Annotated in this window: 8 protein-coding genes; all 8 read right to left on the bottom strand. The window is 66.7% G+C overall.

The features are described 5' to 3' along the window. Nucleotides 1-62: 62 nt before the first annotated feature. The 8 genes from J7E80_RS05860 to J7E80_RS05825 all read right to left on the bottom strand — a co-directional run bounded on the left by J7E80_RS05860 (nt 63) and on the right by J7E80_RS05825 (nt 16,969). Entirely contained in the window at nt 63-1,736 is a 1,674-nt protein-coding gene (locus J7E80_RS05860) for a serine/threonine-protein kinase (protein ID WP_215050537.1), read from the bottom strand. Beyond that, entirely contained in the window at nt 1,733-3,655 is a 1,923-nt protein-coding gene (locus J7E80_RS05855; RefSeq protein ID WP_215050536.1) for an FHA domain-containing protein, read from the bottom strand. The genes J7E80_RS05860 and J7E80_RS05855 overlap by 4 nt, the downstream gene beginning before the upstream one ends. Beyond that, entirely contained in the window at nt 3,642-4,658 is a 1,017-nt protein-coding gene (locus J7E80_RS05850; RefSeq protein ID WP_215050535.1) for a PP2C family serine/threonine-protein phosphatase, read from the bottom strand. The genes J7E80_RS05855 and J7E80_RS05850 overlap by 14 nt, the downstream gene beginning before the upstream one ends. Beyond that, the gene (locus J7E80_RS05845) at nt 4,655-5,794 is read right to left on the bottom strand and encodes an RDD family protein (protein WP_215050534.1); all 1,140 of its coding nucleotides are present in this window, start codon (nt 5,792-5,794) and stop codon (nt 4,655-4,657) included. Before J7E80_RS05845 ends, J7E80_RS05850 begins: the two co-directional genes overlap by 4 nt. A gap of 160 nt (nt 5,795-5,954) precedes the next feature. Then, complete coding sequence (locus tag J7E80_RS05840; RefSeq protein ID WP_215050533.1) at nt 5,955-8,387, bottom strand: transglutaminase domain-containing protein; 2,433 nt, start codon at nt 8,385-8,387, stop codon at nt 5,955-5,957. Continuing rightward, nucleotides 8,384-9,748 carry a DUF58 domain-containing protein gene (locus tag J7E80_RS05835; RefSeq protein ID WP_215050532.1) on the bottom strand — a complete coding sequence of 455 codons (1,365 nt, stop codon included), beginning with the start codon at nt 9,746-9,748 and terminating at the stop codon, nt 8,384-8,386. Before J7E80_RS05835 ends, J7E80_RS05840 begins: the two co-directional genes overlap by 4 nt. Nucleotides 9,749-9,815: 67 nt before the next feature. After that, complete coding sequence (locus tag J7E80_RS05830; RefSeq protein ID WP_215050531.1) at nt 9,816-10,787, bottom strand: MoxR family ATPase; 972 nt, start codon at nt 10,785-10,787, stop codon at nt 9,816-9,818. Between the two features lie 86 nt (nt 10,788-10,873). Beyond that, nucleotides 10,874-16,969 (bottom strand): Ig-like domain-containing protein, encoded by a 6,096-nt coding sequence (locus J7E80_RS05825; RefSeq protein WP_215050530.1) that lies wholly within the window; start codon nt 16,967-16,969, stop codon nt 10,874-10,876. Nucleotides 16,970-17,216 lie beyond the last annotated feature (247 nt).

Below are 17,216 nucleotides of genomic sequence, written 5' to 3'. Positions count from 1 at the left end.
TTGGGCTTGTTCATGCTGTCCGCGGCTGCAGGGCCTTCGGCGCCGGGCCTCGGGCGCGGGTGTCAAAGGCACGCGATGGAATCCTCGCCTGCGGGCGAGGCTGAGCCGTCACCGCGCACGATGATGACCTGCACGCAGGTGGGTTCATCGGGATTGGCGCTCACGTCCACGCGTGTCACCGACGTCGAGAGGTAGCTCCCGCCGCCCTTGACGGTCTTGATCCGCCACTTGTAGGTGTCACCCGGTTTCGGCTGCGGGTTCGTCCACGTAAACCGGACCTTGCCGGCTGCTCCGGCCCTGCCCGCCAGCTTGACTACGTCCGGTACGGAGCCGTCGTCCAGGGCATCCGCCGGCGGCTTGCTCGGCTGATCGCTTGGCAGCACCTTGGGTTGCGGCGCGGCTGTTGCCACGACGATTCCTACAATGATCGCCACCACGAGAAGCGCCCCGCCGGAGATGGCCAGCCAGAGGTTCCGCTTCCCGTGATCCGGTGTGGTTTCAGCATTGTCCGGGGCCGCAGGGGCCTCGGTGTGGCGGTTCCTGAGGACCGTTGCCTGGGCCGTCCAATCATCCTCGGAGGCCGGTCCGGCGGCGGGACCGGGGGTAGGTCCGGCGGCGGGACCGGGGGTAGGTCCGGCGGCGGGACCGGGGGTAGGTCCGGCGGCGGGACCAGGGATAGGTCCGGCGGCGGGACCGGGGGTAGGTCCGGCGGCGGGACCGGCGGTAGGTCCGGCGGCGGTCAGGGGCCAGGTCCGTGCCGGGAAGGTCGGTGCGCTGCCTGTCCGGTCCGGGTCGATGGCGGCAACGTTGCGGACGCGGGTCTCCTCGACGCCGTCATCCGGGTGGACGTCCTCCTGCTGCCGTTCCTCCAGGACCTCGAACGGGGTCACAGACAGGTTGAGTTCAGCCTGAATGCGCTGCAGTGCCAGTGCAAAGGCATGGGCCGACGAGTAACGGGACGACGCCGACTTTGCCATCGCCGTGGCCAAGGCGAGCTCCAGCGACTCGGGCACGTCAGCACGGCCCAGCCGGGGAACGGGCATGCTGGTAATGCGCGAAATCAGCTCCCGCTGGGAGTTGTCTGCGCCGGGCAGGACAAACGGCGAGCGTCCGGCGAGCAGCGTGTACAGGGTGGCGCCGAGCGCCCACACGTCGACCAGGACGCCGTCGACGGCTCCCTCCCGGAACTGTTCCGGCGGCGACCAGGGAATGGACATTCCTGCGTCCTCGTCCGCATCACTGCCGAGCGTTCCGGAGATGCCGAAGTCAGTCAGCGCCGGACGGTTGTAGTCGGTGACCAGAATGTTGGCCGGCTTAATGTCACGGTGGGCGATGCCGGCCCGGTGGGCGGTCTCGACGGCGGAGGCCACCTGGATGCCCACAGCCAGCACCTCGTCCACACTGAAGCGCTGCCGCCTGTACCGGACGTCCAGACTCGGCCGCGAGCAGTACTCCATAGCGAGGTAGGAATGGCCGTCTTCCGTGACCTCGGCCTCGAAGATCGTGACGATGAACGGGTGGGAGGACAGCTGGGCCATGAGGTTGGCCTCGGACTCGAACCTCCGCCGCGCGCCCTCCGTCTTCAGGCCCGACAGCAGGACCTTGACGGCCACCTTGCGGCGCGGACGGTCCTGTTCATACAAATACACGTCCGAGAACCCGCCCGATCCGAGCAGGCTGATGTACGTGAAACCGGGTATCCGGGGCGGCGGGGCTACTGGCCGCTTGGAACTCACAGGATCTCCTCAAAACGCAGCGAAACGTCGTCGCCAAGTTGGGCGATGTCGCCGTCCAGGACGATCGCCATCTCATTTTGGGCAAGCCGCCGAGGTGGCTGGCCCTCACGGACCAGCACAGTGCCGTTGGTGGCCTTGAGGTCGCAAAGCATCACATGCCAGCCCTCAAGCCGCACCTCGACATGGGACCGTGAGATGTCCCCGCCGGGGCTGGCCACCTGAACCAGCCGGGGCATGGCACCGCCCTGGACCCTTGAGACCGACGGCTGCCGGCCGATGACAAGCGACTCCTCCAGCTCGATCACTTCCCCGGTGGACAGCCGGAGCCGCCCCAGCCGCGGGCGGGGAACCTGGACGGCGACGTCGGGAAGCAGCGCGCCGCACGTGGAGCACTGACCGCTGGTGGGCGGATTCGCGTGGCCTGACCCGCACACGCGGGCCAGGACGCGCGGACCGTCGCCCGGTGTCACGCCCGGCGCCGCGCCGGGTGCAGCCTGGGTCTGGGCGGATGCGTCTATGAGGTCACTCTTGAAAACTGTCTGGCCGTCGTGGTCGCCTTCGGCAAGATAGGGCAGCGCCGGCGCTTCGGCCGGGGCCGATGCAACGCGGTTCTGTACCGGCTGGCTTTGCACTGGCCGGCTTTGTGTGGGCTGGTTCTGTGCCGGCTGGTTTTGTGCCGGCTGGTTTTGTTCGGACTGAGGTATCGCCCACCCCGCCGGACGGGAGTCCGGCGGGGAAATGAACGACGGCGGCGCGGATGGACCCGCGCCACGGTTGCCGCCGGTGGCCCACGGCAGCGAATCGATGAGACCCCCGGAAGTCAGGCCGCCGGACCCGCGTTCTTCGGGGCCTTCGGGCTCCCTCCGGCCGACGCTCTGGGCGGCGCCGCCCCGGTGTGGTGCCGTCCCGTCCTTCGCAGTGCTGTCCGTGCCTTGGACACCAGGCCCGGCGGTGCCTTGGTCTGTGGCATCGCCGGCGGCATCTGCGTGGGCGCGTTCGGATTCCTTGCGGGCTTCCGGACTGGCGCTTGCTGTCTGTGGCCCGCCGTCGTGGTCCTCCCCGGTGCGGATGGCTGCGTCCTCGATGCTGCGCATCACGGTCTTGTCCCACAGGTGGTCGTAGGAACTCGTGAATTCGATGGCGGCAGCAGGCAGCTCAGCGGGATTTCCGCTGTCTTCCTGCTCAGGCTCTTCCCGCTCAGCTACTTCCCGCTCGGGCTCTTCCAGCCGCGTCTCACCGATGGCCGTTCCACCCAGCGCAGTAACTTGGAGGTCCGCTTCTTCCGATGCGTCGACGTCGAACCCGCCCAAGCCAGCCGTGTCCAGTTCAGTCCGGCCCAAGGCAGGCCCGGCCAAGGCAGCCCCGTCGAACATAGTCTCGGGCAGGCCGACCATTGTTTCGGCCGATGCTTCCGCCGACGATCCGGTCACCGCCCACGTTCCGGCTGCACCTCCGGCTGCCTTTCCGGTCACGTCCACATGCAGCGACCGGAGAAGGACCACGCCTTCGGCCACCGGCAGCTCCAAGGTACCGGGTTCTCCGGGCTTACCGGCCGCGCTTGGTACGGTCAGGTTGAACCGTTCCGGGGAATCGAGCCATCTCTCGGTCCAGGTGGTGACATTTCGCCCGTCCAGCTCGACGGTGCCCGACTGCTGTTGAACTCTCAGGTCGAGGTCACCGCGGAGAAAAACCCGCAGTGATTCGCGGAAGCCGATGATTCCAAAGCTCGGGCAGCTGGACAGCGGAACGCCCAGTCCGCCCGTCACTGCATGGAGCACATCGTGCATTTCGGGCCGGTCCTGAAGCAGCTTCCAGAGGGTCCTGACAAGCTCCGGCGGCGCTTCCGGCCCCAATATGACTGCTGTTCCCGACCGGACCAGCCCAAACCAAGTGCCCGGAGCGTAGTTAGCTGCTGTCACGGGCACTTTCCTCGCTTCCAGGGACTACCCTGTCGCCAGGGACGCCCGGCCCGCCTGCAGCTTCTGTATTTCCTGCCGCATTTCCTGCCGCGTCCCGCTCGCCTCCAGCTTCCGTGCCTGCAGCTTCCTTGCTTCCGGCCACTTCCTTGCTTCCGACAGGGCGCGGCAACGTATCCTCCTCCTCCGCACCAGCGGCGGTCCGCGGCGCAGTGGTGGAAACGCCGTCGTGGGTAAGGACGTTCCGGGCATCGACGACGATCACCGTCACGTTGTCCCGGCCGCCCCTTCTGAGCGCCGCCTGAATCAGAAGGTCCACAGCCTCCTGCGGATCCGCTGCCGTGCTGAGGACGTCAAGCATCTCCTCATCCGTCAACTCGCCGTTGAGGCCGTCGGAGCAAACCATGATGCGGTCGCCCTCCTCAATCGGAAGCAGCCAGTAGTCGGCTTCACTCTCGTCGCCGGCACCCAGCGCCCGCGTCACCACGTGGCGGCGGGGATGGACGGCGGCCTGTTCGGCGGTGATCTCACCGGTGTCGACAAGCTCCTGGACTTCTGAGTGGTCCACGCTGACCTGGCTGAGCCGGCCCTGGCTCAGCCGGTAGGTCCTCGAATCCCCGATATTCATAACAAGCCAGTACGGAATGCCCATCTGTTCCACCACCACCACGCCAGTCAGTGTGGTGCCCGCCCGGGAATCGGTGGCGGTGCGAATGGAATCGTCGGCAACATCCAGGTACTGCTGCAGCAAGGAGGCCGTTGCAGTCCGCTCCCCCGTAGCCAGCTGGGGCACCTGCGCCAGTACGCGCACACACATGCCGCTTGCAACTTCGCCGGCTTCATGGCCGCCCATGCCGTCCGCCACAGCGAAGACGGGATCGGACGCAATAAAGGAGTCCTCGTTGAGCTCGCGGCGAAGGCCGCGGTCCGTTCCATAGCCGTAGCTCAGGCTGAGGCCTGGCTTGCCGCTGGCCGTTTCCGTGCGGGCCGCCTGCTGTGAGTTCATGCCTGTCCTACGTTGAAGGTGCGGTCCCCGAAGTGAACGGTTGTTCCGGGGCTGACAAATAAGGGGACGCCCGGCTGCAGCGCCCTACGGACCCCGTCCGGGGTGGTGACCGCGCTGCCGTTGGTGGAGTTGCGGTCCGTTACCCAAACACCCGCTCCGTCGGTGAGTAGGTGCAGGTGCGTCTTTGAAATGGTCCGTCCGGGATCCGGCACGGCGAGCAACTGGGCCTGCGATTCTCCGGCACCGGCAGCGGGGTTCCGCCCGATGAGCACATTCCGTTCCAGCCGGAAGTCGCGGCCGTCGTCGAGCCGGATCCTCAGGACCGCCACGGGCCGGGCCTCCTCCCGGGCACCGCGCAGCTGCGTGCGGTCGAGGCCTTCGTCAGGGTGGCCACCCGTCGGATGGACGTCCGTCGGCTCGCCGTCAGCAGGGTGGCTGGCGGCGGGCTGGGTGCCGGCGGGCCGGCTGGAAGCATGGGTGGCCACGGCAACCGGTGAGGACACCTGCTGAACGGGCGGCAGGTCCAGCGGGGCGAAGCTGTACGGTCCCTCGATGCCGCCCGAGGTCACGGGATTGCGTCCGGCGTGGACGTCAAAAACGAGGGTCTTGGCGGCACGGTCGTGCCAGCCCTGGAGCCGGCCGTTTCTGTCCCAGGAGCTGGAAAGTACCACGAGGACAGCCCACGCGCACCCCAGAAGGGACATGGGTACCAGGGTCCACCAGGCGGCGTCGAACCATTTGGCAATCACCACCGCAGCGGCGGCGGCAACGGCCAGCAGCACCCCGGCTCCCGTGAAGGTCCCCCGTAGGAAAACGGCGCCCGTTCCCGGTGCGTAACCGTCCTTGTCTGTACTGCGGATGCCCATGAGCCGGTTCCCAATGGTGTTCCCTGAACGGCCCTCGACGCCGGCCAGGACGACCATGTAGATGAGGGTCAGTCCCACTGCGGTGCTGCCCAGCAGCGCCAGCGTGCCGGTGTCGTAGACGATGAAACCGGCGCTGCGGGAACTCGTGACGCTGGCAAAGCCGATGGAGAAAAGCACCAGCAGGACAACTGTCGGCGCCAGCCAGTCAAGCACCGCCGCGCCAAGGCGCTTGCCCGGCGCCGCCGGGACCAGCTCCAGTTTGGCTCCCATGTCCGTTCCTTCCCCCTGCCCTACCGGGATGCTACCGGGAAACGACGCCGGGTGCGTCGCCGCCCCGCAGGCGGCGCAGTAGCTTGCACCAGTCCGAATCGGCTGCCGGCAATGGCCGCAGCGGCTTGTGCGGTCAGACCTGCTGTTGGTCATGAGCGGGTCAGTCATCGTCCGGCCGGCCCCTGTTCAGTACGCTGAGAGCGCCGCGGGCATCGAGCGCGCTCCGGGCATCGGCCAGCAGCGATCTCGGGGAGAAGCGTGCCTGCTGGCGTCTCCAGAAGCCTGCTGTTCCCGTCATTTCCTTGAGTGAGCCGTCAACGAGGGTCCAGTATTCACGGACATCTTCCTCACTCGGCCGGCCGGCTCCGAAAATCGAAGCGTCCGCCCGCTGCGCCAGCAGGGTGGTCGTACTGCTGGCGGCGGGGAATGCCTCCGCGACCACGGCGGCGCTTTCACGCCGGGTAGCCCGGCTGTCAACAGCGGCGCCCATATCGGTGGCCAGACTGAGGACTTCATTCCATCCGCCGCCCACGCGCTGGGCCGGGTGTCCGTCCCTGAACCGCGCCTTTCGCCGCCGCAATTTCAGCAGGGCGATGAGCATCAGCGGCAGCGCAAGGATAGCGACCGGAACCAGGGCAATTCCGATGGCGCTGAGAATCGGGCCCCAGAACAGCCAGGGGTTGTTCTTCTTCTCATCGGCATCGAGCGCCTCTGGCGAGGCATCCGGCGGCAGGTCGGCCGGCTCCTGCGGCGGGGGCGGCGGCTGCAGGACCTGAGGCTTGGGCTTTGACATGTTTTCGGGGTCCGGCGGGATGGGGATGTTGTCCTTAGGCGGAGTGGGGTCAAAAGCCACCCAGCCCACCCGGTCGAAGGCCACTTCGACCCACGCGTGGACGTCCTTGCCCCGGATCCTGACCTCCCCCGCGCCGTTTTCCGGGCTCTTCGGGTCGGGGTAGAAGCCCATCACCACGCGGGACGGAATGCCCAGGTGGCGCAGCATGAGGGACATGGCCACGGCGTACTGTTCGTCGTCGCCGAGCATTTGCTTGGCTGTCAGCATGTCGCGGATGCGGGCCGCACTGTGTCCGGATACGCTCGGCAGCTGTCCGTCCGCGATGAGCCCGTTGCTGAAGGCGCCCTTCTTCTGGAAATGGGCTTCGATCTGCCGCACCTGGTCGACCGCTGTGGGGGCGTCTAACGAAAGATCGTTGGCCTGGGCACCCACCACGGGCGGGACGTCGGAGACGTCGGGAAGCGTCGCCTTGGCGAAGTCGTATTGCGTCAGCTGGCCGTGCTCCAGTTTCACCGGGTCCGAAACCTGGACGCTGTACGAGTCGCCCCTGGACAGGCCCTTGGTGGTGACAGCCGTATCTGTTCCGGAATTGAAGTACAGTCCGGAGGCGGCGTTGGAGGAGCCCGGAGCGAAGCTGAGGCCGGTGGTTTTCCGGCCGCCGGGGACGAAGTAGCCCTGGTAGTCCTCGACGGTGATGTCCAGGGTGTAGTCGTTCGTGGGGACTGCTCCGGTGGAATCCGCCAGCGTGTTGATCGACTTGGCGTCGCCCACCTTGCTGAAGTTGCCGGACCCGTTGGGGTCCATGGAGTAGTTGGTTCCGTTGAAGGCATCCAGTGCCCCGAGCCGGACACGCGCATCCTTGGGGAGGCCCTTGACGACAAACAGCGCGTCGTCCTTTTTGTCCTTGACGAAGTTCCGGAAGCTCGCCAGGGGCGTGACGTAGTCCTTGGGGTCAAACGGCGGCACGACGACGTTACGCAGGACCCGTCGTTCAGCGCCCGAGGAGATGAGCGGCGAAACAGCTGCCGTGATTCCCACCGTCGCGGCAATGACGGCGGCGCCGGCGGCGAGCCGCCGGATTCTGGCGCGGGTGGCGGTGTCGGCGTCGTGCTGGGGACGGTTGACGGACACCTTACGGGTACTGCTGCGGCGCAGGCAGTCACGGCGGAATGTCGCCCAGGCGATGCCCACCACGGTCAGGGCAATGCCCCTTTCCACGGTCAGGAATCCGGCGTTCGTGCTGAAGGCAATGCCGGTGACAAACAGGACCAGCACCGGCAGCAGGGGCCAGTAGGGGCTCCTGGTCCGCCACGTGAGAATCCCGGCCACCACGGCGGCGATGAGCGAGCTGAGGAAAGGAACGATGAGCACTCCCCCTGCGGTGCCCACCGGAACACCGACCGTGAGCATGTCCTTCCACGCGAACACGATCCCCAGCAGGAGCGTGCGCAGCGATTCGAGGCTGGGGATGACCCCGGCGATGGCGGCGCCGGGCACGGCGAGGGCGGTGCCGAGGACGAGATAGACGCCGAGGGCGAGGGCCGTGGTGATCAGGAGCCCGAGCCGGAAATGGGCATTGCAGGCTGAAATGGCCAGGCCGAGGAAGATGCCGCCAAACCCTGCCGCGAGGTAGTAGGGGTCTCCGCCGAAGCTGAGGCTGAACCCCAGGACACCCAGCCCCAGTAGGACAGTGAGTGCACCGGCGTCGAGCATAAAGTGCCACAGCGGCTGGCCGCTGGAAAAGGCCGACGGCGGCGCCGCAGCCTGCCGGCGCGGGCGGAGACCGGTTGCCTGGCTCATGAGGCCGCCTTTCGCAGGACGGCGGGAAGGTCGGAAAGCTCTCCGAGCGTGAGAACCGTGAGGTCAGCAATGTTGGCGCGCGCCGGTGCTGCTCCGGCGTCGATCCGCACCGCCAGGCTGCGAACGCCCGGAGCCACCGAAGCGGCCGCGGAACGCAACTGGGTGGGCGTCACCTGGCTGCCCACGACGAAGCACACGACGGAGGCATTGGGGACCGTATCGGCAAGGGTCCGCGCGAGGTCGACGGCGGTCTTCCGCAGCGGGCTGCCCACGATCCGGGTCATTCCATCGAGCATGTTGCGGCCCGTTTCGCAGCGGAGCGGCCCCGTCTGGGTCAGGACGTCCAGTTCGCGCTGTTCGCGGATGGCCTGGCGCCCGATGGAGGCGGCGGCGGAGATGGCCATTTCAAATTCGTGCTCGGCGGCGTACTCGTCGGTGTTGATGGACAGCGAGACCGCAAGGTGGGCGCGGCGGGTTTCCTCGAACTGGCGGACCATGAGCTTGTTGGTCCGTGCGGTGGTTTTCCAGTGGATATGGCGGCGGTCGTCGCCCGGTACGTAGTCGCGCAAGGCGTGGAACGAGACGTCCGCACTGGAAAGCTCGGTGGTGGGCATGCCTTCCAGGTCGCGGATGAAGCCGGCGGCGGATCCTGCCAGCGCCACGGTCTTCGGGTGGACGTAGAGATCCTGGGGTTCGGTCCAGAGGACCTGGCGGCGGAGAAGGTGCAGCGGATCGGCCCGGACCGAACGCACTGGCCCGACGACGATGACGCCGCGGCGGGCTGTGGGAATCGTGAAAAGGTCCTCGTGCACCTGCTGCGGCTTCATACGCGGCAGGTGGAAGATGGCAGTCGCCGAACCTACCGGAAGCTCCAGGTCTGCCGGCAGGAGCGGCCGTGGGGACGTGTTGGACACCGCGATGCTTCCGACGGCGCTGTCCCCCACCGCCACCCGCGTCCGGGCCAGGTCCAGCAGGACCCCGTAGGAAGACCTGCCCAGGATGAAGCCGACGGCGATGATGAACAGGACCAGCGCTGCGATGGCCGCGGCCTTAGCCTCCTGCCAGCCGAACGCCTGCCCGGCAGCCCACAGCAGGACCGACGCTGCCAGCACGGACCAGCCGAGGACGCTCACCACCGCCAGGACGGGATGGATATAGCGGGTCCACAAACCGCTGACAGCACGCCATGCCGGAACCAGCGCGAGGCCCGCAGTGCTGCTTGCCTCCGACCACACCGCCGAGGGGTGAAGCCTGCCGGACCGTGCGGTTTTCGGGAAAGGGGGTTGACCCGTCCGTACGGGTTTTCGAAGGCGGTTCCGAAGGCGGTCAGCAAGCCTCGTGAATGGAGTGCCGGTGGGCATGTGAAAACCTTTGTTTGCGATTCTTCTCTGGGTGCGTGGTCGGGAGGTGCGGGCCGGGGCGTGCGTCTCAGACAGCCGCGCGCTGCTGCGGAGCGGCGACGTCGGCCAGGACGCGGGCGAGGACCGCTTCAGCCGTGGCACCGGAGAACTCAGCCTCGGGGTCCATGACAAAGCGGTGGGTCCAGACAACCCCGGCAAGGTCCTTGATGTCGTCCGGCAGGACGAAGTTGCGTCCCTGGCTGGCGGCCCAGACTTTGGCTGCCCGGACCATGGCCAGGGCGCCGCGGACGGAAACCCCCAGGCGGGTCTCAGGGGTGTTGCGGGTTTCCTCGCAAAGCCGGGAGATGTACTCGAGCACCGCGGTATCCACGTGGGTGGTGGCTGCGAGGTCGGCCATGTCGGCCACGGCCTGGGTGGTGATGACGGGCTGCAGGCCTTTGGAGCGGTCCTTCAGGTTGGTGCCGCCCAGCAGCTGGACCGTAGAGGCATGGTCGGGGTAACCGATGGACGTTTTGATGAGGAAGCGGTCCAGCTGGGCCTCGGGCAGCCGGTAGGTGCCCGCCTGTTCGATCGGGTTCTGGGTGGCCATCACCATGAACGGGCGGCCCGCCTCATAGGTGGTGCCGTCCACGGTCACGCGAGATTCTTCCATGACCTCCAGCAGCGCCGACTGCGTCTTGGGCGAGGCGCGGTTGATCTCGTCGGCAAGGACGATGTTGCTGAAGATCGGGCCCTTGTGGAATTCGAACTTCTGGGTCTTCTGGTCGTAGATGGTCACACCGGTGACATCCGAGGGCAGCAGGTCCGGTGTGAACTGGATGCGGTTGTTGGACCCTTGGACGGTGGCGGCCAGCGCGCGTGCGAGGGACGTTTTGCCGGTTCCGGGCGCGTCCTCGAACAGCACGTGGCCTTCGGCGAGCATGGCCGTGAAGGTCAGGCGGATCACGTGGGCCTTGCCCAGGACCGCGTGGCCCACATTGGCAACAAGCTTCTCGAAGGTGCCTGCAAACCACTCGGCCTGCTCGGTGGTCATGGTCATTGCTGGTTCCTGTTCTGTGTGTGGTGGTCATTGCTGGGGGCGGGCGGCCAGCCCCGGTGAGAAGCTGGGGTCAGTGCCTGGAAGGGTCAGTAGCTTGAAGGGCAGGAACCCATGCCGCTGAAGGTCCTGGGCGTGACGGTGTCATAGCGGATAAACCTGTACTCATTCAGCCAGCGGCTGCCATTGCGGTTATAGATGTAGAACCAGCGGTTGGAGCCCCAGCCGTCGCGGTAGCACTCCAGCTCAAGATTCGACCCCTGCGGCATCTTGTAGGACGTGCAGGTGCTGCCGCTCCAGTGGTCGCCGGAGCCGCTCGCTTTTTCAAGGCAGCTGTTCACATTGACCGTGGTCGGCCACAGCCGGGGTCCGGGCGGCGTCGGGTTATTGCCGGACGTCGCGTTGGCAGAACCGGCCGTGCCGCACACAACGGAGCAGGCGCGCACGCGCAGGGACTTTGTTGAACTCCAGGCGTTCGTGTCCCTGTCATAGCGGTTCGCCAGGCCCACGCTTTGCCAGCCTCCGCCTTCGTAGCTGACCTCGAACCGCTGGATGGCCCGGCCATTGTTGGCAGGATTGTTCCAGGTCCAGTGGACGCTCTGCGTGGTGGAGGGCTGGCCCTGCACGTCGGGTGCACTCGGTGGTGCGTAGGGGTTGCCCGTTCCAATGGCTTTGGCGTCGCCGGAAACGTTGTTCTTGACTGACGTGGCGATGATGTTCACGGTCACGTCTCTGCCGTTGGGCTGGCCGGTGATGGTTCCGCCGCCCGGGCCGATCGGACCGGAACCGTAGGCCGTGGACCAGCTGTACCGGATTTCGTCGGCCTGCGAGCCGTTGCGCTGGGCGTCGGTGAGCGGCGTGAACGTCACGGCCAGCTGCCCGCTGTTGCCGTTGGCTCGCACGCTGCCGCCGTTCACCATGCCCGGCTTACCGGCAGCCCGGATGGGCTGGGACCGGGGACTGGTGCCGGAGGTGCCGGCCTTGTTGGTGGCTGAAACGGTAAACGAATAGTCGGCTTCGGAGTTCGCCACGGTGACGTTGAGGGAGGTTCCGGAAGCCACCTGCTGGCTCTTGACAGCTGCGCCTCCCCGGAACGTTGTCAGCGTGTAGGCGGACACCGCGTCGCCGTTGCTGTTCGGCGCCGTCCAGTTCACCTGCAACTGGCTTTGGCTGCCCACAGAGCCCGCCCCGGAAACACGCGGCGCGGCGGGCGTCACTGGAACCCCTGCCGGAATTTCCGCGGCGGAATACTGGCTCCACTCGGACGGATCCTTGGCATCGTTCCGTGCCAGGACGCGCACCTTGTAGGCCACGCCGTTCGTGAGGCCCTTCCAGACATAGCTGGTGGATGTGAGGTTCTGGATCTGGGCGTTCTGTCCGCTCGGAGCCGGTGAAATCTCAAGATCGTAGGACTTGACCGGCGACCCCTTGCTGGCGGGCGCTTTCCAGGACGTGGTGAGCTGCTTATCGCCGAATTTCAGCGCCGGCGCCAGCGGGGTGTCCGGCTTGACGTCGGGGCGGACTTCGGCCGACGCCGGCGAACGCTCGGACTGGCCGACGTCGTTCGTGGCCGTCACCTGGAAGTGGTACTTGGTGTTGTTCACCAGGTTGTTCAGCGTGCACGAGTTGGCCGGGCAGTCCTGCTCGAAGCCGCCCTCGCCATAGACCGTGTACTTGGTGATGGGCGACCCCCGGTCCGCCGGGGCCGTCCAATTCAGGAGGGCGGTCTGGTCCCCGACGCTCTGCGCTTGCGGCGTGGTGGGCGCGAGCGGCTCGTCCTTGACCGTCAGCCGGATCCGGCCCGTGGCGTACCGCGAGGCTTCCTCAGTCTTGTCCGCCACAGTGTAGGAGACCACCATGGTTCCGGAGAATCCTTCCGACGGCGTGACGGTCACCGAGTCCCCGGCGATTGCGGCCGTCCCCTGCCCTGTTTCCGTCGCCACACCGATGATCTTGAGGGGCGTTTCCGGGAACGGATTCGAATCGTTGGCCAGTACCTTGACGGTCACCGGCTTTCCTGCCGCCGCGCCGGGCTCGGCGTCATCATTGGCCACTGGTTTGGCACGGTTGGATGCGGTTAGGGAGAGCCGGAAGGTAGCAGTGGATTCGAGGCCCCTCGGATCCTTCGCCTTCACCTGCACCGCTCCGCCGTCACCGGGCCGCACGCCGTCCTTGGCGGAAACCTTGAGCGAGGCGCCCTCGATGCGGGCGTTGAAGGCGGCCGGGGCACCGCCGACGAGTTCGTATTTCATGTTCGGCACGTCATCCCTGTCAGGATCAGACGTCAGTTTGGCCAAGTCTGTCTGCGCCGTTTCCCCCTGCGGCACGTCCACCGAGCCTCCCAGCAGGGCGGGCGGATTGTTCCGGTTTGGATCCGGCAGGACGTTCGTGCGGATGCTCAGCGTCGACTTCAGGCCAGCAGGATCATCCGGCCCGGTGCCGTCCGTCACTTCAAAGCTGATGGATCCCGGCCCCACATAGTCCTTCCCGGCCGTGTACTTGATCGCAGTGCCGCCGTTCGCCACGGGATCCCCGCCGTCAGCCCCGATCAACTTGATCCGGTCGGTCTGGGTCAGGCGGGGCGAGCGGCCTTCGCGCACTTTCACCCACTCGGCCAGGTCGGCCGTGACGGCCTGGCCCGCAACAACCTCGAGCACATCGTCCTTGGCGAGCGTCGGAACCTGCTGGCCGATGCCCGGCACCCAGATAATGGCCGTGGACGTCTTGCCGTCCACATCCTCCACGGTGTAGGGCACCAGCTGCGGCTGCTCGGTCAGTTCGACGATCATGGTGCCGTCGGCGCCGGGGCGGGCGGTTTCACTGCCGCTGCCGATCTTCAGGTTCTCACCGACACCGTCCGGGTCTTCGTCATTCTTCAGCACGGGGACGTCAACGGCGGTTTTGCCGAGGGTCTGGGCCGACGTCACGCGGTCGTCCCGTGCGATTGGCCCTTGGAGCGGCACCTTGCTGTCCACGTTCATGGTGATGGCAGCCTGCGCCGACGCGCCCAGCTCGTCCGCAACCGTGTAACGGGCGTTGACTGTGCCTTCGGCGGTCGGTGCCTGCAGGAGAATGCGGCCGCTTTGCTTGCTGACTTCCGCCTTCAGGGCGGGGTCAGCCTCGATCCCATTGCTCACGATGCGGATCGGGTCGCCGTCCGGATCTGTGTCGTTACCGGCGGCGTCGACGGCGATCTGCCGGCCAGGCCGGACCCTGACCTCATCGTCCACGGGGGCCGGCTTCTGGTTGACGTCGCCCCGCGGCGCTATGCCCACGGTCACGGTGCCCGTGTTCACGGCGCCCTGCCGATCCACCACCTTGTACCGGAAGGAATCGGTCCCGGCGCCGTCGCCGGCGGCAACGAAGTCGATGAAGTTACTTCCGGCCGTCGCCGTGCCCATGCCGGGCGTGCTGTCGATGCCGGTCAGCTGCACGGAGTCGCCGTCGGGGTCTATGCCGTCCAGCGGCACGGGAATCCGCACCGTACCTGCCGCCACTACCCGGGCCGTCAGGTTCTTGGGCTGGGGACGCGAGTTCTCGGCGCCGTCGAGAGGCAGAATGTGGATGGTGACGGCGGCAGCGCTCTTCTGGCCCTGCGGGTCAACGGCGTTGTAGATCGCCCGGACAGTCTTCGGCTGGCTGCCGGCAATGAACCGCAGGGTGTTTTCCGACACGAAGCTCTTGCCGTCCTCGGCAGCCACCGGCTGCGGCAGGACGGGATCCACCGTCAGTTTTTCGCCCTGCGGATGTGTGTCGTTGTCCAGCACGGGAATGGTGACCACGTCATTGACGCGGACGTTGACTTCATCGGGTTTCGGCTGCGGCGCCTCCACGACGGCCGGCGCTGGAACGGGCACCACGGACACGCTGCCCGTCGCCGCATTCGTGCCGTTGGACATGGTGTAACGGAACAGGAAGGGTTCCTTCGTGCCGGCAATGTCCGTGATCCGCAGGACGCTGTGGTTGAGCACGCTGACCGAGGCGGTGGCGTTTTCCGGGAGCGAGACCGACTGCAGCACCAGAACACCGCCGGAGGGATCCGAGTCGTTGGCGAGGGGGTCCAGGAGCACGCTGCCGCCCACCGGCAGGAGGGCAACATCGTGGACTGCAACCGGATTTCCTGTGTCCTTGCCGGACTCGACGTCCACCCGGATCAGGCCCTGGCTGCTCTGCGGGCCGTTGCTGGCAATGTAGGTCAGGTACACGGGACCGGGTGTCCGGCTGCGGAAGGTGAAGGTGCCGCCGTCGGTGACGGGGCCGAGTTCAGCAGGCCCATTTGCCTCCACCTGGGCGAGGCGCAGGGCGCCGCCGTTCGGGTCGACGTCGTTCTTCAAGGGCGCGATGACGAGGTCCTCGCCGGCGACGGCGGTTACATGGTCGGCGTTGACAACCGGCGCCAGGGCGCCGGGCGGCTGGACGTTGACCACGACCTTGCCTGTGGTCGTGGTCCGTCCGTCCCAGACGGATACCGTGACGCTTTTCTTGCCGGCGGTGGCTCCGGAGTCCTGGAAGGTGAGCAGCCCGTCCCGCCGGACCTTCACCTGGTCCTGCTCGTTGTCGGCCGTCGCGGACATGAGGACGAGGTCATCGCCGTCCGGGTCCACCCAGTCAGTGAGGATGTTTTGGCTGACGGTCTTTCCCTGCTCCACGAGCAGGGTGGTGGGGTCGCCCCGTTTGAAGGCGGGAGGCTTGTTCTCGTCCGGAGCCACGACGTTCAGGGTGATCTTGCCGCCCGCGGACAGGCCGCGGCCGTCCGCGGCGCTGTAGTCAAAAGTCTCGGTTCCCGTCTCGGCATCGGCCGGGACCGTGATCTGGAATGCTGATCCGCCGTAAATGTTTTCAAGGCTGCCCGACCGGAGCCCTTCGCTTCCTGTGGACGCGGTGAGGACGTCGCCGTCGGGGTCGGAATCATTGTCCAGGACGCTCAGGACCGTGGTGCGGCCGGGCCGGACGCCGACGACGTCGGGTTTGGTCTCCGGTGGACGGTTCGGTTTGGTGCGGTCCGGCAGGACATTGATGGTGTTGTCGTCCGCCGATTCCTCGTCCTGATCATCAGACTGGTTCTTGGGCGGAACCACGTCATCCCAGTTGTTGACCAGCTGCATGTTCTGGTTGACCAGCCACACATTCCCGGAGTTCACATCGTTCAGCACCACCAGGTCGCGGTTGACGCGGAAAACGTAGCTTGGGGCGGCGCTGGCTTTCGGGACCGCCACGTTCTTGTCGTCACTGTCATTGGTGCAGTCGCGGACATACTTGTTTGCACCGGACCAGGCGGAATGCACGCAGCCGCCCAGCTGCACGGGGGCGGCGGGGACGCCTTGCCCGCCAAAGGTGACGGTCTTCGCCGTCGAGCCGTCCAGCGGCTGCTTCAGCAGCACCTTGGTCGTGGCCACCGCCACGACGTCCGACGCCGGCCCGGACTGCTGGAGCTTTGCATCCCGCGCGTCCGGCACGGCTATCTCGCGTCCGCCGGGAAGGAAGAGCCGTCCGGCGGCGGTATCCAGGACCACAGGCTGGTCGCCTACGACGGCCAGCTGAAGATCACCGGCGCCTTTCAGCCCGTTCCAGCTGCTGGACTGGGTATCGGTGGCCTCGCCGTTGGCGTCCACGGCGGTAACCGTCATCTGGCCTGTTTCCGGGTCCGCCGAATAGATCCGGTCGTCGGAGCCGACGGCGGACACCAGTCCCTCGGAACCCGCCACCACCGGCTCACTGGACTCTTCATCGAAGGCGTTCACCGTTGATGGCGACATCGCCCACATTTTGCCGGTGGCGGGGTCAGTGACGGAGATGACCTCCGAGCCGAAGCTGACCTGCGCCGCTCCCGGGAGCTGCTTGTCGCCACTGAGCCGCATGTTGGCGGCCGAGACCTGGTTGAGGGTGGACCCTGATTCGTCATCCACGAAGACCCTGCCGGCGTTCTGCAGGACGTCGAACGTGGTGCTGGCCGGCGTCACGGCTCCGTCCAGGACGCGTGACGGGTAATTCAGCCGGCCCACTGCATTCCTGGCCTTGCTGACCACCCACACGCCGCCGTCGTTCAGGTCCACGTCAGTGGTTTTGAAACCCGGGTAGAGGATGGCACCGGCTACAAGGGCAGCTGCAGCCGCAGAAAAAACGGTACCGGTGATGAGCTTGTTGCGGCGATTTCTGAACCCCAGCCTGCCGAACAAAATTGACACAGCGTTATTATTCCCCCGAATTCACGGCCGCCTGAGCGCGGCATATCGGGCCCCTGACGAAAACCAGGAGCCGTACAGTCCGCCACTCCCCCATAGAGACGCCGGAACAATTCTGAGTCTCGACTATTACATGGGCGTTGCCGGCTTGTCCAAGGAAAGCCGGCTGGCGTCATCCGTTACGCGGGCAAGCCTACCCACCGGCGCTTGGATGCGCGATGGGGAGGACTGCCCACGCTGTCCAGCTCAG

It is taken from the genome of Arthrobacter sp. ISL-28, assembly GCF_018613875.1.
Classification (GTDB): Bacteria; Actinomycetota; Actinomycetes; order Actinomycetales; family Micrococcaceae; genus Arthrobacter.
Note: the sequence above shows the minus strand (reverse complement) of the source record. Positions and strands in the feature narration are given on the sequence as shown.

Bases quoted from the DNA above. Each gene is read 5' to 3' on its own strand.
- J7E80_RS05845 (WP_215050534.1), bottom strand. From the start codon at position 5,794: ATGGGAGCCAAACTGGAGCTGGTCCCGGCGGCGCCGGGCAAGCGCCTT.
- J7E80_RS05840 (WP_215050533.1), bottom strand. From the start codon at position 8,387: ATGAGCCAGGCAACCGGTCTCCGCCCGCGCCGGCAGGCTGCGGCGCCG.
- J7E80_RS05830 (WP_215050531.1), bottom strand. From the start codon at position 10,787: ATGACCATGACCACCGAGCAGGCCGAGTGGTTTGCAGGCACCTTCGAG.
- J7E80_RS05835 (WP_215050532.1), bottom strand. From the start codon at position 9,748: ATGCCCACCGGCACTCCATTCACGAGGCTTGCTGACCGCCTTCGGAAC.
- J7E80_RS05850 (WP_215050535.1), bottom strand. From the start codon at position 4,658: ATGAACTCACAGCAGGCGGCCCGCACGGAAACGGCCAGCGGCAAGCCA.